The 22,755-nt window shown below is 36.1% G+C and carries 18 protein-coding genes; 14 read left to right on the top strand and 4 right to left on the bottom strand.

Annotation, left to right across the window (positions count from 1 at the left end):
- The first annotated feature begins 35 nt into the window (after positions 1-35).
- From K5Q12_RS02300 to K5Q12_RS02260, 9 genes are all read left to right on the top strand, one after another.
- Positions 36-3,365: a DNA polymerase III subunit alpha gene (locus K5Q12_RS02300; RefSeq protein ID WP_220742112.1), complete on the top strand. Its 3,330-nt coding sequence runs from the start codon at positions 36-38 to the stop codon at positions 3,363-3,365.
- Positions 3,366-3,461: 96 nt separating this feature from the next.
- Entirely contained in the window at positions 3,462-4,883 is a 1,422-nt protein-coding gene (gene pyk / locus K5Q12_RS02295; RefSeq protein ID WP_220742111.1) for a pyruvate kinase, read from the top strand.
- Between the two features lie 121 nt (positions 4,884-5,004).
- A complete protein-coding gene (locus tag K5Q12_RS02290) occupies positions 5,005-6,201 on the top strand; it encodes an ammonium transporter (protein ID WP_220742110.1) in 1,197 nt (398 codons plus the stop codon).
- A gap of 60 nt (positions 6,202-6,261) precedes the next feature.
- Entirely contained in the window at positions 6,262-7,248 is a 987-nt protein-coding gene (locus K5Q12_RS02285) for a PhoH family protein (protein WP_220742109.1), read from the top strand.
- A 2-nt stretch (positions 7,249-7,250) separates the two neighbouring features.
- Positions 7,251-7,730, top strand: coding sequence for an rRNA maturation RNase YbeY (ybeY, locus tag K5Q12_RS02280; protein ID WP_220742108.1), 480 nt, complete (start codon positions 7,251-7,253; stop codon positions 7,728-7,730).
- Positions 7,714-8,190 (top strand): diacylglycerol kinase family protein, encoded by a 477-nt coding sequence (locus tag K5Q12_RS02275; protein WP_220742168.1) that lies wholly within the window; start codon positions 7,714-7,716, stop codon positions 8,188-8,190. Before ybeY ends, K5Q12_RS02275 begins: the two co-directional genes overlap by 17 nt.
- Positions 8,191-8,235: 45 nt before the next feature.
- On the top strand, positions 8,236-9,147 hold the full coding sequence (era, locus tag K5Q12_RS02270; RefSeq protein WP_220742107.1) for a GTPase Era: 912 nt from the start codon (positions 8,236-8,238) through the stop codon (positions 9,145-9,147).
- A gap of 58 nt (positions 9,148-9,205) precedes the next feature.
- A complete protein-coding gene (recO, locus tag K5Q12_RS02265) occupies positions 9,206-9,997 on the top strand; it encodes a DNA repair protein RecO (RefSeq protein WP_220742106.1) in 792 nt (263 codons plus the stop codon).
- The gene (locus K5Q12_RS02260) at positions 9,994-10,962 is read left to right on the top strand and encodes an asparaginase (RefSeq protein ID WP_281418934.1); all 969 of its coding nucleotides are present in this window, start codon (positions 9,994-9,996) and stop codon (positions 10,960-10,962) included. The genes recO and K5Q12_RS02260 overlap by 4 nt, the downstream gene beginning before the upstream one ends.
- 440 nt (positions 10,963-11,402) lie before the next feature.
- Here K5Q12_RS02260 and K5Q12_RS02255 read toward each other — a convergent pair whose 3' ends face one another.
- The 3 genes from K5Q12_RS02255 to K5Q12_RS02245 are packed head-to-tail and all read right to left on the bottom strand — an operon-like array spanning position 11,403 to position 14,925.
- A complete protein-coding gene (locus tag K5Q12_RS02255) occupies positions 11,403-12,761 on the bottom strand; it encodes an aspartate kinase (protein ID WP_220742105.1) in 1,359 nt (452 codons plus the stop codon).
- Positions 12,762-12,763: 2 nt separating this feature from the next.
- Positions 12,764-13,642, bottom strand: coding sequence for a homoserine kinase (gene thrB / locus K5Q12_RS02250; protein WP_220742104.1), 879 nt, complete (start codon positions 13,640-13,642; stop codon positions 12,764-12,766).
- Complete coding sequence (locus K5Q12_RS02245; protein ID WP_220742103.1) at positions 13,639-14,925, bottom strand: homoserine dehydrogenase; 1,287 nt, start codon at positions 14,923-14,925, stop codon at positions 13,639-13,641. Before K5Q12_RS02245 ends, thrB begins: the two co-directional genes overlap by 4 nt.
- Before the next feature lie 107 nt (positions 14,926-15,032).
- On the opposite strand from K5Q12_RS02245, the gene thrC reads away from it, so the two are divergent.
- From thrC to K5Q12_RS02230, 3 genes are all read left to right on the top strand, one after another.
- Positions 15,033-16,496: a threonine synthase gene (gene thrC, locus K5Q12_RS02240; protein WP_220742102.1), complete on the top strand. Its 1,464-nt coding sequence runs from the start codon at positions 15,033-15,035 to the stop codon at positions 16,494-16,496.
- A 110-nt stretch (positions 16,497-16,606) separates the two neighbouring features.
- Positions 16,607-17,839 carry a serine hydroxymethyltransferase gene (gene glyA, locus K5Q12_RS02235; protein ID WP_220742101.1) on the top strand — a complete coding sequence of 411 codons (1,233 nt, stop codon included), beginning with the start codon at positions 16,607-16,609 and terminating at the stop codon, positions 17,837-17,839.
- A gap of 56 nt (positions 17,840-17,895) precedes the next feature.
- Entirely contained in the window at positions 17,896-18,453 is a 558-nt protein-coding gene (locus K5Q12_RS02230) for a 5-formyltetrahydrofolate cyclo-ligase (RefSeq protein ID WP_220742100.1), read from the top strand.
- Between the two features lie 8 nt (positions 18,454-18,461).
- Here the strand turns inward: K5Q12_RS02230 and K5Q12_RS02225 are convergent, their stop codons facing one another.
- Complete coding sequence (locus tag K5Q12_RS02225) at positions 18,462-19,364, bottom strand: N-acetylmuramoyl-L-alanine amidase family protein (RefSeq protein ID WP_220742099.1); 903 nt, start codon at positions 19,362-19,364, stop codon at positions 18,462-18,464.
- Positions 19,365-19,518: 154 nt separating this feature from the next.
- Here K5Q12_RS02225 and K5Q12_RS02220 point away from each other — a divergent pair, with 154 nt between their 5' ends.
- Together K5Q12_RS02220 and K5Q12_RS02215 are read left to right on the top strand one after the other, a co-directional pair.
- On the top strand, positions 19,519-20,766 hold the full coding sequence (locus tag K5Q12_RS02220) for an acetate/propionate family kinase (protein WP_220742098.1): 1,248 nt from the start codon (positions 19,519-19,521) through the stop codon (positions 20,764-20,766).
- A 76-nt stretch (positions 20,767-20,842) separates the two neighbouring features.
- Complete coding sequence (locus K5Q12_RS02215; protein ID WP_220742097.1) at positions 20,843-22,732, top strand: ABC-F family ATP-binding cassette domain-containing protein; 1,890 nt, start codon at positions 20,843-20,845, stop codon at positions 22,730-22,732.
- The last annotated feature ends 23 nt before the right edge of the window (positions 22,733-22,755 follow it).

The following is a 22,755-nucleotide window of genomic DNA, read 5'->3' as shown; positions in this document are numbered from 1 at the left end:
TTTCGTATTAGACTAAAATCCGTATTGGAGGAAAAATGTACGCACCTTTACAAATTTTAAGCGCATATAGCTTATTACAAAATCCTAATACAATTAAGCAAATTGTCGAAACTGCGAAAGCAAAAAGATATCAAGCTATTGCATTGACAGATATTAATGTGATGTACGGCGCAGTTGAGTTTTATCATGAAGCTATAAGCAATGGCATTAAACCATTGTTTGGTTTGACGCTACAATTGAACGGACTAGTAAACACATCAACAGTTTTCCCCGTAGTCTTGATTGCTGAAAACTACACTGGGTATCAAAATTTGATGTGGATTTCTTCAGTAAAAATGACATCTGAAAAAACAAATGTTACTTTTGATATTTTAGAAAACCATATGACTGGTGTTCAGTGCATCATGCCGATGGAAAGTGAATTATCTCAATTCATTGCTTCGGAGTATAGTGCGGTGAGCGAATATTGGGAAGCTTTAACTACTAAAATAAAACATAATCAACTTTATATTGGGGTTAATCCTTATATGGCAGAGCAAGTACGTGTTCGTTTTGAGACATTTTGCCAGGATTATCAAGTAAATGTTATTGCTTTAGATGATATTCATTATTTAAACCCAGATGACGCTTTCACTACACAGGTATTGAAAGCAATTGACACAAATACTAAACTAGTTGACATTAATCAATTAGCTCAACAAAAAGGTTCACGTGTGCTCAAACCATTTGATATGGTTCAAGAGGACTACACCAAGGATAAATTTTTAACCTTAGCGTTTGAAAATAATAAAGCGCTCGTTGCTCGGGCAAATGTTGAGCTTAATTTCAGAAAAACAGCGTTGCCTAAATTTCAATTACCTAAAGAAGAAAAGGATTCAGCCTCTTTTTTAAATCATTTGGTGTTAAAAGGATTGAAAAATCACTTACCAAAATTAACTGACCAATATCTTCAACGTGTTCATTATGAATTATCTGTGATTAATCAATTAGGATTTAATGATTATTTTTTGATTGTGTGGGATATTGTCAACTTTGCTAAAAAAAATAATATACAACTTGGTGCTGGGCGAGGATCAGCTGCAGGATCCCTCGTAGCTTTCTCATTAGGCATTACTGATGTTGATCCAGTAGCTTTTGGATTGTTATTTGAACGTTTTTTAAATGCTGAACGTGCACAGATGCCAGATATTGATATTGATTGGCCAGATAATCGACGTGAAGAAATTTTAGTTTATTTGCATCAGAAATATGGGCAACGTAATTTTGCGCAAATTATAACTTTTGGAACTTTGGCAGCTAAACAATCTCTGCGAGATACTGCAAGAGTGTTTGGTGTGAATCAATTAATGTTGAGTAAAATTAGTAATGCTGTACCACAAGGAAAACAAGGTCGAAAGGTTTCGATTCAAAATGCTTTAGATACTTCTAAAGCACTTGAAAATGTACTGAAAACGATTGAAAATGGCAAGTTATTGCTCAGGATTGCTCAACAGATTGAGGGATTACCACGCAATTATTCAACACATGCTGCTGGAGTGGTACTAAGTGATGAGCCGTTGGTTCAAACATTACCTGTTCAATCTGGTACTGAAAAGCGCTTATTAACGCAATTTGAAAAAAATCCGGTAGAAGACTTAGGCTTGTTAAAAATTGATATTTTAGGTCTGTCCAATTTGACAATTTTAGCGCAAACTTTAAAATATGCTAATTCAAAGTTACCAGATCATTTTAAAATTAGTGATATTTCGCTAGATGATAAAGAGACAATTCAACTCTATAGTAAAGGCGACACTAATGGTGTTTTTCAATTTGAATCTTCGGGTATAAAAAATGTTTTGAGACAGCTAAATCCTGTGACATTTGAACATATTGTTGCGGTCAATGCTTTGTATCGTCCGGGACCAAGTAGGAATATCGATACATTTATTAAAAGGCGACACGGAAAAGAGCAAGTAGCAGTCTTAGATCCTAGTCTAAAAACAATTTTAGCACCAACATTTGGTATTATTGTGTATCAGGAACAAGTTATGCTTGTTGCTGAAAGGTATGCTGGTTTTAGTCTGAGTGAAGCCGACGTATTACGCAGTGCCATGTCTAAAAAGAAGCTTAATAAAATGGCTGAAATGCGTGACAAATTTATTGAAGGAGCAGTGCGATTGGGACATCATCATGCTCAAGCTAAGAAAATATTTGAGTATATTGATGAATTTGCCAATTATGGTTTTAATCGATCACACGCTGTTGCTTACACAAAATTATCGTTTCAGCTGGCTTATATGAAAGCACATTATCCACTTGCTTTTTTCACGGCATTGTTAAATTCTAATCTAGGATCCCCAGAAAAAACTAGAATTTACGTCACGGAAGCAAAATCTCGCCATATTATCGTTAAACCACCACATGTCAATTTTTCGGAAAGATTTTGGTCAATCAAAGATAATCAACTAATAATGGGGCTCAATAATATAAAAGGTGTTAGAACAGACTTTGTGACAGCTTTGTTAGACGAACGAGTTAGCAATGGTACTTTCAAAACAATTCAATCTTTCATTCAACGTATGCCTGAAAAATTTCGCAAGACAGATATTTTTGAAAAAATGGTTTATGCTGGTGCTCTTGATTCCTTTGGATATAATCGAGCAGAATTAATATCTGGTATGGACAGTTTGGTTGAAGCAGCTAGTTTTGGTGATCTGATTCTAAATGAAACTAAAGTTAATAAATTAACGGATTTTTCAATGTCAGAAAAACTTCAGCGTGAAAAAGAAGTTATTGGTGTTAATTTATCGGGGCACCCCTTGGATCAATATGTGGATACTATTAAGCAGAATCATTTAGAACAAATAACAGATATCACCGAACCTTCTCAAACAGTTCAATTTATTGGCTTGGTAGATAATATCAAGCAAACTCGAACCAAAAAAGGAGAAGTAATGGCCTTTGTGACGATGTCAGATATGACTGGTACAATTAGTGTAACTATTTTTCACCAACTATATGCCAAGGTCGCTGAATTACTAAAAACAGGTAATGCTTTAAAGATTAGCGGCAAAACAGATAGTTATAATGGCAAAATGTCTATTGTTGCAAGACAATTAGAAAAACCGGTAACGATTAAAGATGATGTTTCAGGAACATGGTTTATCCGTTTTGATGCCCAACATGAGACAGCTGAAATTAAAAAATCTGTCATAGAAGTTATCAATAAATTTCCTGGCAACAATCCTGTTATTATTCATTGGCAAATAGAGGATAAAAATCAGCAATTAGATTCAAAATTTTGGCTAAGTAGTGAAACCGCTATCATCCGCGAATTAGCGCCAATACTTGGTAATGAGAATATTATTTTTAGAACGAGTCAATGATTTTACACCTTGTATAAACGTATAATAATGTATAAAATAGAGTTTGGGTAGAGTTGCACAAGCAACAACCAAGATAACTAAGGAGCATATTTAACCATGAAAAAGACGAAAATCGTCTCAACACTTGGTCCGTCATCATCTGATGTCGAAACAATCGTCAAGTTGATCCAAGCGGGTGCCAACGTATTCCGTTTCAACTTCTCACACGGTGATCACGAAGAACATTTAAGCCGTATGAACGCAGTTCATGAAGCTGAAAAGATTACTGGTAAGACTGTTGGTATCTTGTTGGACACAAAGGGTGCTGAAATCCGTACAACAAAGCAAGTCGATGGTAAGATTGAATTCCACACTGGCGACACTTTGCGTATTTCAATGGACGAAAACATTGAAGGTACAAAGGAAAAGATTGCTGTTACATATGCCGGACTGTTCGATGATGTACAAGAAGGCGGACAAGTTTTGTTTGATGACGGCTTGCTTGGTACAACTGTTATTGAAAAGGATGCTGCCAACCGTGAACTTGTTGTTCGCATTGATAACGATGGTATCTTGGGATCACGTAAGGGTGTTAACGCACCAGGTGTTTCAATCAACTTGCCTGGTATCACTGAAAAAGATGCAGATGATATTCGTTTTGGTTTGGATCACGAAATCAACTATATCGCTGCTTCATTCGTTCGTAAGCCTGAAGATGTGCTTGAAATTCGCGCATTGTTGAAGGAAAAGAACATGGAACACGTCCAAATCATTCCTAAGATTGAATCACAAGAAGGTATTGACAACCTTGATGCCATTCTTGAAGTTTCTGATGCCTTGATGGTCCCACGTGGTGACATGGGTGTTGAAATTCCAGCCGAAAATGTGCCTTTGGTTCAAAAGGACATGATCCGCAAGATGAACAAGGCTGGTTTGCCAGTCATTACTGCCACACAAATGCTTGACTCAATGGAAGAAAACCCACGTCCTACACGTGCCGAAGCTTCCGACGTTGCCAACGCCGTATTTGATGGTACAGATGCCACAATGCTATCAGGTGAGTCAGCAAATGGTGACTATCCAGTTGAGGCAGTTGCTACAATGGCTGCTATCGATGAAAAAGCAGAAACATCATTACGTGAAAACGGTCGTCACCAAGACATCTTCTTTGATGAAACTGATTCAACTGAAGCTGTTGCTTCAGCAGTTTCACGTATTGCCCGCAGCGTGAACGCTAAGGCAATTGTTGTGTCAACAAACTCAGGTTACACAGCACGTATGGTATCAAAGCACCGTCCTGATGTTAATGTATTAGCTGTTACTTATTCAGAACGTGTACAACGTGGATTAACACTTAACTATGGTGTGGTGCCTGTTGTATATGAAGCGCCATCAACAATTGATGAAATGATTGCTTTGGCTAAGACTGCTGTTAAAGAACAAGGATTAGCTAATTCGGGTGATACAATTGTTATCGCTGCTGGTGTGCCAATGTCACAATCAGGTACAACAAATATGATTACTGTGCAAACAGTATAATAAAAAAAGCTGCTTTCTTAAGTAGCTTTTTTATTTTGATGTTATAAAACCTACCATTGTTTTTTTGTTAATTGGTATACCTGATAAAATAGTATCAATGACAAAGGGAGGCTTTGATTTTATGAATACAGGTGACTTGGCTTGGGTATTGATATCAGCAGCATTAGTTTGGTTAATGACACCGGGATTATCTTTGTTTTATGGTGGTTTAGGAGAAAAACGTAACTTACTGCATACGATGTTTGTACCAGTTTTGATTATTGGTATTGCAACTTTTGTTTGGTTTGTGATTGGATATTCTCTTGCATTTGGAGGCAATGGTAACTTTATTGGTAATTTTAATCATTTATTTATGATAGATGTTTCGTTCTTAAAATCAACAAAGTCATTGACTATCCCAGACGGTGCATTTGCTTTATTTCAAGGTATGTTCCCAATTATAACAGCTGCCATCATTACAGGGTCAGTTATTGGACGTATTCGCATTAAAGCAATGATTGTTTTTATGACATTATGGTTGATATTTATTTATTCACCGCTAGCACACATGGTATGGGGTGGTGGTATGTTAGCAAAGATGGGTGCCATTGATTTTGCTGGTGGAACCGTTGTTCATATTTCTAGTGGTGTTACAGGATTGGTGTTGGCATTGATGATTGGTCATCGCCATAATGATAAACATATTCCAGTACGTCCGTCGTATGTATTGATTGGTGGCGCATTATTATGGGGAGGATGGTTCGGATTTAACTCAGGGTCTGCTCTAGCTGCTAATGGAACTGCTGTGTTAGCATTTGTAAACACTTGGTTGGCGTCTGCGGCAGCTGTTATGACATGGGGAATTACTGAGTATCGTATTCATCATCGATCAACACTTTCTGGCTTGACAAGTGGTGGTGTTGCAGGATTAGTTGCTATTACACCAGCAGCCGGTTTTGTGGCACCCTGGGCAGCAGTAGTCATGGGACTCATAGCTGGATTTATTGGATATGTAGGTGTTACATTTGTAAAAACTAGCTTTGGATATGATGATACATTGGATGCATTTGGTATACACGGTATTGGTGGTGCTGTTGGTGCCTTACTAACAGGTGTGTTTGCTGATAAAAAATATGGTGGTGTTGCAGGTCTTGTGAATGGTGATGTATCATTGATTTGGAAACAGATCGTTGCGATATTGTTTACTATATTATTTGCCGCAATTGGGACAGTTGTTCTTGCAAAAGTAACGTCAATCATAGCAGCCCCTCTTCGTTTAACACCTGCGGAAGAAGCACAAGGGTATGATGATATTATGCATGATTTAAAGATGGAATAATGGGCATTGGCCCTTTTTTTGTGTTAAAATGAGATAAATATTGTAAAGGGGATTTGCAATTTGTCAACACAAATACAGCAAATTTTTAAATTTGAAAATTCAGAACAGCAAACTAAATTAATTGGTGTCAATGATAGTTTTCTAAAATTAATTGAAGAAGGTTTGTCGGTTCAGTTACACGCACGTGGTGATCAAATGACAGTGTCTGGCGATGAAGATGTTGTTAAGATGGCTACGGCAGTTCTAAAAGAATTAACCAGTTTAATTAAACATCAGATTAATATTTCACCGACTGATGTTGTGAGTGCAGTCACAATGGCTCAAAGAGGTACGTTAGAATACTTCTCTGATTTATATTCAGAGACTTTAATCAGAGATAACAAAGGGCGCGCAATACGCGTTAAGAACTTTGGACAGCGCCAGTATGTTCAATCTATTAGAAAGAATGATGTCACTTTTGGTATTGGACCTGCTGGAACTGGTAAGACATATTTAGCTGTTGTCATGGGCATTTCATCATTGAAGCGCGGCGAAGTGGAACGTATCATTATTACCAGACCAGCCGTTGAAGCTGGGGAATCTCTTGGATTTTTACCGGGTGACTTAAAAGAAAAAGTTGATCCCTACCTAAGACCAATATATGATGCTATGAACGCAATAATTGGTTCAGAGCAGACTCAAAGAATGATGGACAGAGGGGTCATTGAAATTGCACCTTTAGCGTACATGCGGGGAAGAACACTTGATGACGCATTTATCATACTAGATGAAGCACAAAATACAACTAGTCAACAAATGAAAATGTTTTTGACAAGGCTTGGTTTTGGGTCAAAAATGATCGTTAATGGTGATATATCACAAATTGATTTACCTCGGGGTGCGAAATCAGGTTTAATATCAGCACAGCGTATATTACAAGATGTAAATCGTATAGCTTTTGTCAATTTTAGCAGTGCAGATGTTGTACGTCATCCAGTTGTTGGTTTGATTGTAAATGCCTATGACGCAGCCGAAGAGCGCTTAGCACTGTTAAAAAAGGAGCAATAACAATGGATCTAGCACTTATTGATCAGACTAAGGATGGGGTGACCCAATATCATCAAGACCTTGTTACCAGTGTTTTAAATTTTGCTGGTGAATTTTTAAAGCTAGAAAATAATACAGAAATGTCTGTTACCTTTGTCAACAACGACGATATTCAAAAGTATAATCGTGATTATAGGGGTGTAGATAAACCAACAGATGTTATTAGTTTTGCGATTACTGAAGGCGAAGATGATTTAGAAAGCGTACCTGATGAATGGCAAGATGATATCCCAAATAATATTGGAGATATTATTGTGTCTGTAGATGTTATTCAAAGCCAAGCTGAGTATTTAGGTCATAGTTACGAGCGAGAGTTAGGGTTCTTAGTCGTACATGGCTTTCTTCACCTAAATGGTTATGATCATATGTTAGGTGACGCAGAAGAGAAAGAAATGTTTGATTTACAACGAAAGATTTTGGATGACTATGGCCTCAAGAGATGACAAGAATATCATATTGAAAGGATCTCCTGAGCCTGTAAAAAAACAAATTGCACGTAATAGCAATTTTTTTAAAGCGTTACGAAATTCGCTTAACGGTATATGGATGATTTTGGTACGCGAAAGAAATATGCGTATTCATATCGTCCTAGCATTTCTTATATTGGTCACGGGACTGCATTATGGTCTTTATAGAGCTGACTGGTTATGGGTTACTATGGCAGTTTTTATCGTTATTTTCAGTGAATTTTTGAATACAATTATTGAAGCCGTTGTTGATTTAGTAGTTGAAAAAAATTATCATCCACTGGCTAAATTGGCCAAAGATGTTGCTGCAGGTGCTGTACTTGTTGCTGTGGGTGTTGAAATTATCATTTTGTTGCTGATATTCCAACCGTATATTTGGCGTCAATTTGGTATTGTCACCAATTTTTCAGACTTTTTACATCATTTCAAAAATTAATACTAATATAATTAGGAGAAGACAGCCTAGGCGCTGCAAAAAAACATGACAGAAACACAATTTAAATCAGGATTTGTTGCTATTATTGGACGACCAAACGTTGGTAAGTCGACACTGTTGAATCGGATAGTCGGCGAAAAGATTGCTATTATGTCTGATAAGGCACAAACAACAAGAAATAAAATACAGGGAATTTATACAACAGATGAAGCTCAAGTTGTGTTCATTGACACACCAGGCGTTCATAAACCTCAAAACTCTTTAGGTGATTTTATGGTTAAATCAGCATTTTCAGCGTTACATGAAGCTGATGCTATTTGGTTTGTTGTCGATGCTTCAATGTCTCGAGGACGTGGAGATGATTTTATTATTAATCGCTTAAAAGAGATTAATGAAACACCTATTTATTTGTTAATTAACAAAGTTGATTTAGTTACCCCACCTGAATTACTAAACATTATTGCAAGTTATCAAGAAGACGGACCAACATGGACTGAAGTATTTCCAATTTCTGCTACAGAAGGGGATAATGTACCGGAACTGTTAGATAATGTAGTGTCTCATTTAGATGAAGGACCACAATATTTTGATGCCGACCAGCTAACAGACCATCCAGAAAGATTTGTCATTGGCGAATTAATTCGTGAAAAAGTGCTGCAATTGACACGTCAGGAAGTACCTCACTCAGTAGCAGTAGTTATTGATAAAATTGCCCGTGAAGATGAAGAAAAAATTCATATTCAAGCTTCCATTATTGTTGAACGACCAACTCAAAAAAATATTATTATTGGGAAGCAAGGGACAATGATTAAAAACATCGGTACACGTGCTCGCAAAGATATTGAGCGACTGATGGGAGACAAAGTCTTTTTAGAAACTTGGGTAAAAGTAGAGCCTCGATGGCGTGACAGGCCACAGGCATTACAAACCTTAGGTTATAACGAAGAAAACTATTAACACTATTTTGATATAAACCACATTATTTGTTTATCCTGTGGTTATTGGTTAATAAATAATGACAGTAATTAATGGGATTATCCTTAGTACGCGACAATATAAAGACAACGATCTATTAGTTCGTATTCTCACCGAGACAGGTGGTCTGCGAACTTTTTTGGCGCGTGGTGCTAAAAAACAAAAGTCGACATTAGGCTCAGCATTACAGCCACATGCAGTGCTTAGCTTTGAAGGTGCTTTTCCGAAAAATAATCAAGGCCTAGGTTATATTAACGATATACAGACAATAAAAATATATCAACGGCTTATTGATAATGTTGAAGTGAATGCTTATGCAGCTTTGATTGCTAGTTTAATTGATCAAACATTTGAGGAGGGTGAACAGTTAACACGTTGGTACAATCAATTCGTGTTAGGTTTACAGAAGTTGGATGAAGGACTGGATCCGCAGATTATAGCCAACATTTTTGAAATCCAACTTTTAGTCCCATTAGGTGTTGCACCTAATTGGCGTCAAGACCCAATTAGCGGTGAAGCGGTTGGTCAGTTTGACTATTCTGAAAAGTATAATGGCATTATTTCGGAAAAACATTACGACTTAGATGATCATCGATTAATGTTAGATCAGAAAACTGTCTTTTATTTGAGGCAGTTTAGTATGATTGATTTGCGGCAAATTAATCATATCAATATTTCGGAAACGACTAAGCGTGGGTTGCAGCGTGTTATTGACCATATTTATGATAATCAAATCGGTTTGAAGCCAAAGGCTAAAACGTTTATCGAGCAAATGCATACTTGGCAAAATACGTTGATTAATTTTAGGCAAAATGGGAAAGAGATTTTATGACAATTAAAAAAATATTGGTACTTCACACAGGTGGTACAATTTCAATGCATGAGGACGAAGATGGCGATGTAGAGACTGGTGTTGAAAATCCATTGACCGGTGTAAAAGTTATGTTACCTGATATTGATTTAACGGTAGAAAATATTTTTAATCTACCAAGTGAGCATATTGGTCCAATACACATGTTAAAGTTGCAACAGCGTATTTTAAAAGCTGATGGTATTTTTGATGGTGTTGTGATTACACATGGCACGGACACTCTCGAAGAAACTTCATTTTTCTTGGATAGTACATTAGATGTCTCGATGCCAATTGTTATGACAGGGGCTATGCGTTCATCTAATGAATTAGGATCTGATGGGCTGTATAATTATCAATCAGCTCTACGCGTTGCAGCTGAACAGGATTCTCAGCATCGTGGTGTTTTGGTTGTCATGAATGATGAAATTCATGCAGCGCGTTTCGTCACGAAAACGCATACGACTAATGTTGCTACATTTGGCTCACCAATTAGTGGGACTATGGGCTTACTGACTAAAAGGCAAATTATTTATTTTTATGACCTCCCTAAGCGACACATACTGCCCATAGCGCATGTCGATAAAAGAATTCCTGTCCTAAAGGCTTATGCAGGTATGGACGGCCAATTATTGGAATTACTAGCTGCATCGAATATTGATGGTATTATTATTGAAGCACTAGGGGCAGGTAATTTATCAAGAGAAGCTGCTCAAGGCGTGCAATATATACTGGCACGCAATATACCTGTTGTTATTGTATCACGGAGCTTTAATGGCGTTGCCGAGCCAGTGTATGATTACTTAGGAGGTGGTGTACAACTTGAAAAAGAAGGCGTCATCTTTGCGACAAGTATTAATGGTCAAAAAGCAAGATTGAAGTTACTGATTGGGTTAGAAAATGAATTAAATAATTCTGATTTGCATAATTATTTACATCAACTTTAAGACAATAAACATTTATATGTTCATTGATAGAAAAACAGCTATCACTAAACCATTGATACTGTAGAATCAAAATTTGATGACAAATATATTAAAAAAAGCGCTTCGCCTGTTTAATTTAGGTGAAGTACTTTTTTGTTAGAAACTTACTTATGCGATAACTCATCCAGTTTACTAGCCAGATTATCCAAAATATTATTGATGTCTGCCTAAGCTTCCTTTATCAGCATCTTAAAATCAGTGTCTACTGCTGTGATTTGTTTCTCTATCATTTTTTCGAACTTAAAATTATTTTGCTTGATAAAGATGGTTCATAGTCTGAGTTTATCACAATTTTAATATCATGGTTTTATATGTGACCAACATTCTGATTTGAGTATGTTGAGAATTGATTTTGAATTATAATCCAAAAACGTCAGCGTTAAGACACCTAGTTTTAATTATTAAACTTTAAAAATATTATTATAAATTGCTTTCACCGCATTGTCTGCAAGATCTGGTTGAATACCGAGCATAATTGAAATTTCACTGGCTCCTTGATTGACCATTTGTAAACTAATACCATTTTCTTTTAATGGTGTAACAATTTCTGTCAATGCACCGATACGATTTCGCATACCTTCGCCAACAATCATGATGATACCATAACTGGGTAGCCATTTCAGAGTATCTGGTTTAATTTCAGCACTAATATCGGCTAACATATTATCAATTTGTTGCTGCGATAAGCTAGTTTTGTCAAAAATAATTGTTAAATCATCAATACCAGATGGCATATGTTCATAAGAGATATTATGACGTTTTAAGATTTCTAAAATTCTTAAGGTGAAACCAACTTCCTTATTCAATAGATAGCGGTGCAAATAAAGTGCGGCAAATCTATTTGAGTTAGCAATGCCCGTAACGGGTGTTGTATTTTGAACTTCAGTTGGTGGCACAATAAAAGTACCTGGTGCTGACGGGTCGTTGGTGTTTTTAATATTAATACGAATCCCTCCCTGAATGGCAGGAATGATTGCTTCATCATGAAAAACAGCAAATCCAGCGTATGATAATTCTCTCATTTCATCATAAGTCATTTGTTTAATAGATTGAGGATTGGAAATAATTTTTGGATTTACAGCATAAATAGCACTAACATCTGTGAAATTCTCATACAAATCCGCGTCTAATCCACGAGCCATGATTGATCCAGTAATATCAGAACCGCCTCGCGAAAAGGTTGCCATATCACCATTTTTTGTATAACCAAAAAAACCTGGAATAATTAATCGTTCATTAGTACTTAAATCTAAAGTTGCAATAGATGCGTATGAACTACTATCAAAAGTGGCTGAACGTGCATTATTATCAACTAATAAGCCGATTTCTTTAGGGTCAACAAAACGAGATGGCATACCCAAATGGGTAAAGATTTTGGCAACTAACTGAGCATTAAGATATTCACCATGAGCCGCAAAAGCAGCATATAGATAATCAAAAGAACGGTAATGTCTTTGCGATAGATGTGCAATTTGTTCATCGAGATCAATTAATGATTCTTGAGGTAAGTTAAAATATTCTGCGATACTGTGATAGCGCTCTTTTATTGATTCAATGATAGTTATTGTATTTACATCATTAATTGTTGCCTCAGCATACTTTAATAATAAATCAGTCACTTTAATATCGTCATTGAAACGTTTACCAGGCGCTGAAACGACAATAATTTTACGATCAATGTCACTAGCAACAATATCAAAAACACGCTGTAATTGATTACCATCAGCTAGTGAAGATCCACCAAATTTAGAAACTTTCATTGTTAGTTTGCCTCTTTTCTAATTGTTAAACCTTTTCGGTCTAACATAAGATTTTTGAAAATACCTGTCATATTTTTGGAATTTAATACTGTTAGTAACTCATGACTATTTTGTTTATTTAAAATTGTGATAATGGTAGGCCCTGCTCCAGATAAATAAGTGCCTTTGATATTAAGTTGGTGGGCAATAGTTCTAATTTGTTTGAGTTCAGGGACTAAATTTGATCTTGCACGTTCATGAAACTTATCTAATTCAATCATCTGACAGGCGGTATCCCAATCATCAGAATTAATTGCTGCAATTAAAACATTACTGAGAGCACTAGCAGAAACAGCTTCTTTAAATGATAAATAATCTGGAAGTGCATTTCTAGCATCGACTGTTTTTAATTCATAATCAGGTATAAAGACAATAAATTCTATGGCTTCAGGTAAATCTATAGGTGCAGTGTAAATTTTGTTGCCATCATAACTCGCTGCAACGCCTCCACCAAACAGTGCTGGTGCAACATTATCGGGATGACCTTCTAAAGCCGTTGCTTTTTCTAAAATAGCTTGATCATCTAAGTTTAAATTTGCTAATATGTTAGCCATGGAAAGACCAGCTAATAGTGCAGCAGAAGACGATCCTAAACCTCTTGCTAGAGGAATTTCACTTTTAACACTAATGTGATGTGGTGTGATGTCTTCAGATAATGATTTTGCAGCTTGTACAATGAAATGTGTGTGATCATGAGGTAATCCAATAATATCATGATCTACTATCCATTCAGTAGTTTCTTCGAGAATGTCTAAGGTTAAATAGAGCTGCAAGGCTAAGCCAAGTGAGTCAAAGCCTGGGCCAATATTAGCGCTTGTAGCAGGAACTTTAATTTGAATCATGAGAAAATTTTATACTCCGCTCTTAAATTAATACCATCGGCGTTACGTATTGTTGTTTTGATTAAGTTGAGCTGTGCATCGCTGGCGGGATGAGTCAGAGTCACAAGCCTGGCGTTACCGTTTGTTGCTAATGTTTGTTTCAAATCAGAAAAGCTAACTTTTGCTGCAGCAAAAATACCGGTAACCGAATACATGGCACCTGGTGTATCATCAACTTCAATAACAACAAATCGTCGTGCAAATCTTTGGGATGGTTTTGCCAAATCAATACTTTGATTAAATGAGTTAAATGGACGTCCAGGTGTATTTAATGCCATATCTTTGGCAATATTTGTCAAATCACTAAGAACTGAGTTGGCTGTTGGCAGTTCACCGGCACCAGGTCCATATAACATAATTTCACCAACTGATTCACCATTGACTAGAACAGCGTTATTTTCATTATTTACAGTTGCTAATGGATGCGTAAATGGAATCAAGTGCGGAGAGACAGCAATACTAATTGCTTGGTTTTCATCCCCAACGCGTTCAGCAACACCAAGTAGTTTAATAGCATATCCAAATGAGCCGGCATCGCTAATATCAGTATCTGTTAAGTTTGTCATACCTTTTATGGATATATCATTTAAAGATGGTTGAATTCCAAATGCAAAATTTGAGAGTATGATGAGTTTAAAAGCTGCATCAAAACCTTCAACATCATTAGTAGGATCAGACTCGGCAAAACCTTTTTCTTGAGCTAGATGAAGTGCGTTTGTATAACTTAAGTGGTTATTGGCCATTTGTGTCAAGATAAAATTACTTGTACCATTTATAATACCAGCAACACGTGTAATTTCATCAGCGGTAAAACTTTGAGACAATGTTCTTAAAATGGGAATACCACCAGCAACAGCAGCTTCAAAAAATAAATCAACATCATTCTGTTCAGCTATTTTGACTAATTCTTGACCACGGTTGGCAATTAAATCTTTGTTAGCAGTTACAACATGCTTTTTTGCGAATAGCGCTTTTTTAATAATGTCATAAGCCTGATCAACTGTACCCATAACTTCAACCACAATATGGATTTCTGGATTTGTCAATATATCTTCAGCATCATCTGTAATAGGAAAATTTTTTATAAATCCCGTCCGTTCTTTGGTTAAATTATTTACAACAGCATGCTTTACGACAAGCTCTGATCCCGTTCGTTTACTAATCTGCTCTGCATTATCTTGTAATATTTTAACAACACCAGTACCTACAGTACCTAATCCGAATAGTCCAATTCCTATATTCATATTATATTCCTTTACACATTATTCTTATGATTTTATCATTTTTATTCATAAATTTGTAGTAATTTGTTATAATTTGGATTATAAACTCAAAAGGAATCAATACAAATATGAACTATATTTCAACACGCGGAAATGCGCCAGCAGTAACTGCAAGTCAAGCAATCATTAATGGAATAGCTCCTGATGGCGGTTTGTACGTACCGGAATCTTGGCCAGAACTAAAGTTGGACTGGAATAGCTTAAAAAATCAAACTTATGAAGAGATAGCAACGATAATTTTTGATGCTTTTTTTGACGACTTTAGTGTTGAGGAAGTAGATAAGGTAATTAGTGAGGCGTATGGTTCGCAATGGCAAAGTAATGATATTGTTAATTATCATAACGAAGGAGACTTAGTTTATTTGGAATTATTTCATGGGCCAACACTATCATTTAAAGACATCGCACTACAAGCATTGCCCCATTTAATGACAATTGCCGCAAAAAAACTCGAGATTGTTGATAAAATGGTGATATTGACAGCTACCTCTGGCGATACTGGTACCGCAGCAATGAGTGGATTTGGTGATGTAGATCGAACTGACATTATGGTGTTTTATCCAGAAATAGGTGTTAGTGATATTCAAAGAAGACAAATGCAATCAGAATCTGCAAAAAATGCACATGTTTTCGCTATAAAAGGAAACTTTGATGATGCACAAAGATCTGTCAAAAAGTTGTTAGCTGATAGTGACTTGGTGAATAATTTGAAAGATAATCACATGCGTTTTTCATCTGCTAATTCTATCAATATAGGTAGATTAGTGCCACAAATTGTCTACTATATACATGCGTATGCAAAGCTGTTAAAGCATAATGAAATTTCTGCTGGGGAACTTATAAATATTGTTGTCCCAACAGGCAATTTTGGTAATATCTTGGCTGCGTACTATGCGAGTCAGATTGGGTTACCTGTTAATCAATTTGTTGTTGCTTCAAATGAAAATAATGTCTTAACTGATTTTTTCAATACTGGCAAATACAATCGTCAAAGAGAGTTTAAAGTCACGAATGCTCCAGCCATGGATATTCTTATTTCAAGTAACTTGGAGCGATTAATTTATTTTTTGAGCGGCCGTGACAGTGATGAAGTGGTTAGTTATATGCGTTCATTAGATGAAACTGGTACATACCAGGTTAATGAAAAAACATATGCAAATATGGCGCAGTTTGTTGCTGGTTTTGCAACTCGGGAATCTGTCTCTGAGGAAATTAAAGAGGTATTTGATCAAACAGGATATACAATTGATCCGCATACTGCAGTCGGACATAATGTTTATAAACAGGTTACACTTAATGGCAAGACTATTCTTGCTGCTACAGCAAGTCCTTTTAAATTTTCTGAAACAGTGCTTACGGCATTAGGTAGACAATCGCAAAATGGTTATGACGGAGTGGAGCAGTTGTCAGAGTACATCAAATCTGAAATTCCAAAACAAATAAGCGAATTATTTGAGCGAGCTATTATTCATACACAAGTAATTGAATCTGAACAAATGTTGTCTGTTTTACGCCATTCTCTTATAAATTAACGAATTATAAGCTCATACTTTTAAAAATATTCGTTATTTAGTGGATAATTAACTGTGTTATTGTAAAAAAATACGATATAATTAAGATATTAATTCAATAGGAGAACATCATGTCATTCAAAGAACTCGATCCTGAAGTGTGGAGTGCTATACAGCAAGAAGGAGCTCGTCAAAATCGTACAATCGAATTGATTGCTTCAGAAAATTTTGCTTCCAAAGGTGTAAGAGCAGCTCAAGGCTCTGTGTTAACAAATAAATATGCTGAAGGTTATCCTTATAAGCGATACTATGGTGGTACTGAATATGTAGATGTTGTTGAGCAATTAGCAATTGATCGATTGAAAGCATTATTTGGCGCAGAATATGCCAATGTGCAGCCACATTCTGGCTCTCAAGCTAATGCAGCGGCTTATATGGCATTTTTGAAACCAGGCGACAAGATTTTAGGAATGGATTTGGATGCTGGTGGACACCTTACTCATGGTGCAAAAGTTTCTTTTTCAGGAAAAATGTATCAGTCATTTACTTATGGATTAAACGCCGAAACAGAACAACTAGATTATGAAGCTATTGCTGAACAAGCAAGAGAAGTGAAACCACAGTTAATCGTTGCGGGTGCATCTGCCTACTCAAGAATGATCGATTTTAAAAAGTTCCGTGAAATTGCTGACGAAGTTGGTGCTTATTTGATGGTTGACATGGCGCACATTGCTGGCTTAGTTGCTGCTGGCTTACATCCAAATCCAGTAGGAATTGCCGATGTTGTAACGTCAACAACACACAAAACATTACGTGGCCCTCGTGGCGGTGTGATTTTATCACAAGAAAAGTATGCTAAACAATTAAATTCAGCCATTTTCCCTGGGTCACAAGGTGGTCCTTTGGAACATGTCATTGCTGGAAAAGCAATTGCATTTGGTGAAGCACTACAACCAGAATTTAAAGCTTACGCAGCACAGGTTATCAAGAATGCTCAAGCGATGGCGAAAGTGTTTAATGATTCTGACGATATTCGTGTTGTTGCAGGTGGTACTGATAACCATCTGTTCAACCTTGATTTAACAAAGACAGGATTGAATGGTAAGCAAACTCAAGAATTATTGGATACTGTATCAATTACAACCAATAAAGAAGCTCTTCCAAATGAACAACTCAGTCCATTTATTACTTCAGGAATCCGTATTGGTACAGCAGCGATGACAACGAGAGGGTTTGATGAAGAAGACTCTCGTCAAGTTGCAGAACTTATTGTGACGGCCATTCATAATCACGATGATGCAAAAGTATTAAAAGAAGTGAAGAAGTCAGCAGAAGTGTTGGCTATGAAACATTTATTTGAGTAATTAAATGGCACTATCAAAGCTGGTTATTGCCAGCTTTTTTATTCTATGGGTATCTCATGGCAAAAGATAAAAAAAGTATAAGGTTGGATCAGAAAGTTAAACTACGTCATTATGTTGGCAAAGAGCGTGATAACGAAGAGACATTATTACGTGACAAATTATTTCAATCAAATGTTTGGCATGATGCAAAAGTTGTAGCTGTTTTTCTAAGCACGTCAATCGAAATTGATACAGAGCAAATTATTCAACAAGCTTGGTATGAACAAAAAAATGTTGTCGTACCGAAAATTATGAATAAAAAACTTCGATTTGTCATGATTAATGAATCAACAGATTACGTTACTGGGGCTTTAAATATAAAAGAGCCAATTGGTGAAGATATTGTCATGGCAGAACAAATTGATTTAATTATTGTACCTGGGTTAGCTTATTCCCCATCTGGAGATCGACTAGGTTATGGTGCGGGTTTTTATGATCGTTATCTGGCCAATTTCAAAGGAAATACGTTAGCATTGAGTTTAGGTATTCAAATGTTAAAAAATATTCCAGTGGAAATACATGATAGGAAACTAGATCAAATTTTATCTATAGAAAAAGTATCTTACGATCAGTAAGATACTTTTTATTTTGCATTGCTAATTTGTTTGAAATAAGTTGCTAAACCAGTAGTCACATCTTTAGCAATTTTTTGTTGATAGCTAGTCGAACGAATATACTTAAAGTCAGATGGATTATTAATATAACCTAACTCTAGAAGTGCTGCTGGGCAAGTTGCTTTGTTTAATACAACATATTCAGCCGTATCAACGCCTCTATTAGAAATTGGTAATTGATTAAGCGAATTGTGTAAAGCGTAAGCTAAATCTTTGCTATTTTGATGATAATAAAACTGTGAGACACCTGTAGCTGTTGTCGCACTATTTTCATCATCTGCATGGTCAAAATGAATAGAAATTTGAGCATCTGCATGATATTTTGTAGCTACTTCAGGAATTTTTAGTAAGGGGACCAAAACATCAGAGTCTCTGATCATAAAAACCCGAGCACCTGTTTTCTCTAAACTTTGACGTATAGCTCTGCCGGTTCTTAGAGTATAGGTTTTTTCATGATATTTACCATCCGCAGATGATGATCCGTTGTCTCCCGATAAACCATTATATTTTTTGTTTGGGTCGCCACCGTGACCAGGATCAATGACAATTGTTGATTCACTCATTGAAGTTGCTTCGCGCAGAGTATGAGATTCAGCTACCCAACTGGCAACCCATCCAGTTTGTTCATTATCTGTTCGACGAACTTTATACCAACCATGAGAACGTTCAGTTATTATAAGAGAAGTTCCACTTTTCATGGTACTGATAGATTTATATGAAACATCGGGACCTGTTCGCAGTTGAACATTTGATGGACGTGTTGTGATCACTTCTCTGTTAGTGAGTGCGTATAGAGAAATGCTAACAGTAGATAAAATAAATAAGGCTAAACTAACACCAACTATATTGCTTAATAACCATTTTTTAATCATGCGTTACCCACTAGTTTAAAATTTAAATTTATAGATATTGTAACATATTACTGTGATATCAACGTGTGCAATACTTTCAAAAAATGTTACAATGTCATTATGGCATAACAAAAAATTGTTATGAACACATTTAAAAGTTAAGAAGGTAGACAGGATGTCAAAAGTAATGGCGGTCAACGCCGGTAGCTCATCATTAAAATTTCAGTTATTAGAAATGCCTGAAGAAAATGTAATTATGCAAGGCATTATTGAGAGAATTGGTCAAGATAATGCAGAAATTACAATTAAGTATGGTAAAGATGTTGAACCAAAGCGTTTAATTGGTGCGGAAGAGGGACACATTTCTTTAACTAAGAATGGTGGACAAAAGTTTGAACATGAAATGGCAATTAAAAATCATGACCAAGCTATTGATGTACTGCTACAAAAGTTGACAGATCTTGGTATTGTAAAAGATTTCAATGAAATTACTGGCGTTGGACACCGTGTTGTTGCTGGTGGAGAATGGTTTAATCATTCGGTAGTTGTAACAGATGAAGTACTAGCAAAAATTGACCGTCTGGCTGATTATGCACCGTTGCATAATCCTGCTAATGCAATGGGTATTCGTGCGTTTCAAAAGCTATTGCCTGAAGCATTGTCAGTAGCTGTGTTTGATACATCGTTCCATCAAACAATGCCTGAAAAGAATTATCTTTACAGCTTGCCATACGAATATTATGCAAGATATGGCGCACGTAAATATGGGGCTCATGGTACTTCTCATCGTTATGTAACAGAACGTGCTGCTGAAAAAATGGGTATCCCACTAGAAAAGTTTAATGCCATTTCATGCCATTTGGGTGCAGGGGCTTCAATTACGGCAATTAAGAATGGTAAATCATACGATACTTCAATGGGATTTACACCTTTGGCTGGGGTTACAATGGCAACACGTTCTGGGGATGTTGATCCATCACTTATTTATTATATTCAAGAGCGTGAAGGATTGACCAATGAAGAGATGTTATCTGTTTTGAATAAAAAATCTGGTCTACTTGGCATTTCAACAATTTCAAGTGATATGCGTGATTTAGAAGATGTGCAAGAAACAAATCCTCATGCTAAGTTAGCGCTTGACATGTTTTATGATCGTGTAATTCGTTATGTTGGGCAATACTTTGCTGAATTAGGTCGTGTTGATGCGATTATCTTTACTGCTGGAATTGGCGAAAATGATGCCGTGACTCGTGCGAAAGTTCTTGAATCACTAGCTTTTGCTGGTGTAAAGTTAGATTCTGAAGCCAATAATGTTCGTGGTAAGGAAACAATCTTAACTGCCGATGATTCAACTGTTACCGGATTATTAATCCCAACAAATGAAGAATTAATGATTGCGCGTGATGTCGAAGCGTTGCGTTAATTATTCCGATAAAAAACGCTAGTAATTCGCTAGCGTTTTTTATTAAAAAATATTTTGGTGTGGGTAGAATTAAAAAATGAAACAATTTAGAGTAGAAAATTTAAAAAGTACGTATGGAGAAAAAATCTTATTTGATAATATTTCTTTTTTAATTTCAGAAGGTGATCGCGTTGGTCTAATTGGTGTGAATGGTTCTGGTAAGACATCATTGTTAAATGCTATTTCGGGAGTAAATTCAGCTGATTCTGGCGAAATTACGACACAAAATGACTATACTATTGGCTATTTAACTCAGGATCCTAAACTTGATGATAACGCTTTAGTCATGGATGCGATTTTATCGGGTGATCAACCGATTTTTAAGACAATTCGATCATATGAATATGCTTTGCAAAAGTTCAGTGAAAATCCAACTGATGAGAAACTGGCACAAAAATTTGAAGCGGCTCAAAACATTATGGATCAAGAAGATGCCTGGACAACAGAAGCTCAAATAAAAGCAATTTTAACGCAACTACATATGCCTGAATTAAATCATAAAGTCAGTGAATTGTCTGGTGGTCAACGTAAGCGTGTTGGCTTAGCTCAAGTATTGATTGAGGCACCGGATTTACTTATTTTAGACGAACCAACGAACCATCTTGACTTTGATTCCATTAATTGGTTGGAAAAATATCTTAGTAATTATTCAGGAGCTGTACTTGCTGTAACTCACGATCGCTATTTTTTGGATGCCATTGCAAACCGAATTTTTGAATTATCTTTTGGTAATTTATATGAATATAAGGGCAATTATCAAGATTATATGACGGGAAAGGCTGAACGCGTTCAGCAAAGTAAATTAGCAGAACATAAGCAACAACAGCTTTATAAGCGAGAACTCGCATGGATGAGAAAATCTGCTCGTGCCCGAACTACCAAGCAAACAGCTCGAGAAAATGCGTTTGCTGAACTAGAATCACAGATGGGAAAGCTTCAACTTGATGAAGATGTGGCAGTTAATTTAGGGCAGCAACGCTTAGGCAAGAAAGTCATAATTATTAATCATGCAAACATTAAATTTGATGATAAAGTAATTATTGATGATTTTAATTTACGTATAGCTTCTGGAGATCGAATAGGCATTACTGGGACCAACGGTGCAGGTAAATCAACTTTTTTAAATGCAATAGCAGGGAAGTTACCACTAACTAGTGGCACAATTGAGCTCGGTGAAACAGTAAAGATGGCTTACTATACTCAGGTCACTGAAGAAATTCCTGAAGACAAGCGTGTTATTGCCTACTTATCAGATGTTGCTAGTTCAGTTTCTGATAAAGATGGGAATCAAATTAGTGTTTCTGAACTATTAGAGCAGTTTTTATTTCCACCATTTATGCATGGTACTTTGATACGTAAGTTGTCTGGTGGCGAAAAGCGACGTTTATATTTACTTAAATTATTATTACAGCAACCCAACGTCTTACTTTTAGATGAACCAACTAATGATTTAGACATTGGTACATTAACCGTATTGGAAGATTTTTTAGAGCGATTTTCAGGAGCTGTCATTACTGTATCGCATGATCGTTATTTTTTGGATAAAGTTGCTAATCAACTTTATATGTTTCAGGGTGGCGGAACAATTGAGCGTTATGACGGCTTATTTAGTGAATATTTAACTTTACAGAGTAATCAGGAAGTTCAACAGGCAAAAACAACCCATTTCTCTAAAAATATAGATGATAAAAATGTTATTCAGCATAAGAAGAAGCTGACTTATACAGAAAAAAAAGAATGGGAAACAATCGAGCAAGATATTGAAAAGTTAGAGGAAGAGATATCTGTCATAGCTGACAATATGACAAAATTTGGTAATGATTATATCAAGCTTGGTGAATTACAAAATGAGCAGGAAAGATTAGAAAGTGTTTTAGAAGACAAAATGATACGCTGGGAATATCTTAGTGAGATAGTTGAAGGGTAAACTTTATGAGTAATTATCTTGAA

This window comes from Leuconostoc palmae (assembly GCF_019656075.1).
GTDB classification, from domain to species: domain Bacteria; phylum Bacillota; class Bacilli; order Lactobacillales; family Lactobacillaceae; genus Leuconostoc; species Leuconostoc palmae.
The sequence above is the reverse complement of the archived record's forward strand: the minus strand, read 5'-3'. Positions and strand labels throughout refer to the sequence as shown.

Excerpts from the sequence above, each read along its gene's own strand:
- pyk (WP_220742111.1), top strand. The coding sequence starts at position 3,462 with ATGAAAAAGACGAAAATCGTCTCAACACTTGGTCCGTCATCATCTGAT.
- K5Q12_RS02245 (WP_220742103.1), bottom strand. The coding sequence starts at position 14,925 with ATGAATATAGGAATTGGACTATTCGGATTAGGTACTGTAGGTACTGGT.
- glyA (WP_220742101.1), top strand. The coding sequence starts at position 16,607 with ATGTCATTCAAAGAACTCGATCCTGAAGTGTGGAGTGCTATACAGCAA.
- K5Q12_RS02225 (WP_220742099.1), bottom strand. The coding sequence starts at position 19,364 with ATGATTAAAAAATGGTTATTAAGCAATATAGTTGGTGTTAGTTTAGCC.
- recO (WP_220742106.1), top strand. The coding sequence starts at position 9,206 with ATGACAGTAATTAATGGGATTATCCTTAGTACGCGACAATATAAAGAC.
- K5Q12_RS02255 (WP_220742105.1), bottom strand. The coding sequence starts at position 12,761 with ATGAAAGTTTCTAAATTTGGTGGATCTTCACTAGCTGATGGTAATCAA.
- K5Q12_RS02230 (WP_220742100.1), top strand. The coding sequence starts at position 17,896 with ATGGCAAAAGATAAAAAAAGTATAAGGTTGGATCAGAAAGTTAAACTA.
- K5Q12_RS02215 (WP_220742097.1), top strand. The coding sequence starts at position 20,843 with ATGAAACAATTTAGAGTAGAAAATTTAAAAAGTACGTATGGAGAAAAA.
- ybeY (WP_220742108.1), top strand. The coding sequence starts at position 7,251 with ATGGATCTAGCACTTATTGATCAGACTAAGGATGGGGTGACCCAATAT.
- K5Q12_RS02260 (WP_281418934.1), top strand. The coding sequence starts at position 9,994 with ATGACAATTAAAAAAATATTGGTACTTCACACAGGTGGTACAATTTCA.
- K5Q12_RS02275 (WP_220742168.1), top strand. The coding sequence starts at position 7,714 with ATGGCCTCAAGAGATGACAAGAATATCATATTGAAAGGATCTCCTGAG.
- K5Q12_RS02300 (WP_220742112.1), top strand. The coding sequence starts at position 36 with ATGTACGCACCTTTACAAATTTTAAGCGCATATAGCTTATTACAAAAT.
- K5Q12_RS02290 (WP_220742110.1), top strand. The coding sequence starts at position 5,005 with ATGAATACAGGTGACTTGGCTTGGGTATTGATATCAGCAGCATTAGTT.
- era (WP_220742107.1), top strand. The coding sequence starts at position 8,236 with ATGACAGAAACACAATTTAAATCAGGATTTGTTGCTATTATTGGACGA.
- thrB (WP_220742104.1), bottom strand. The coding sequence starts at position 13,642 with ATGATTCAAATTAAAGTTCCTGCTACAAGCGCTAATATTGGCCCAGGC.
- K5Q12_RS02220 (WP_220742098.1), top strand. The coding sequence starts at position 19,519 with ATGTCAAAAGTAATGGCGGTCAACGCCGGTAGCTCATCATTAAAATTT.
- thrC (WP_220742102.1), top strand. The coding sequence starts at position 15,033 with ATGAACTATATTTCAACACGCGGAAATGCGCCAGCAGTAACTGCAAGT.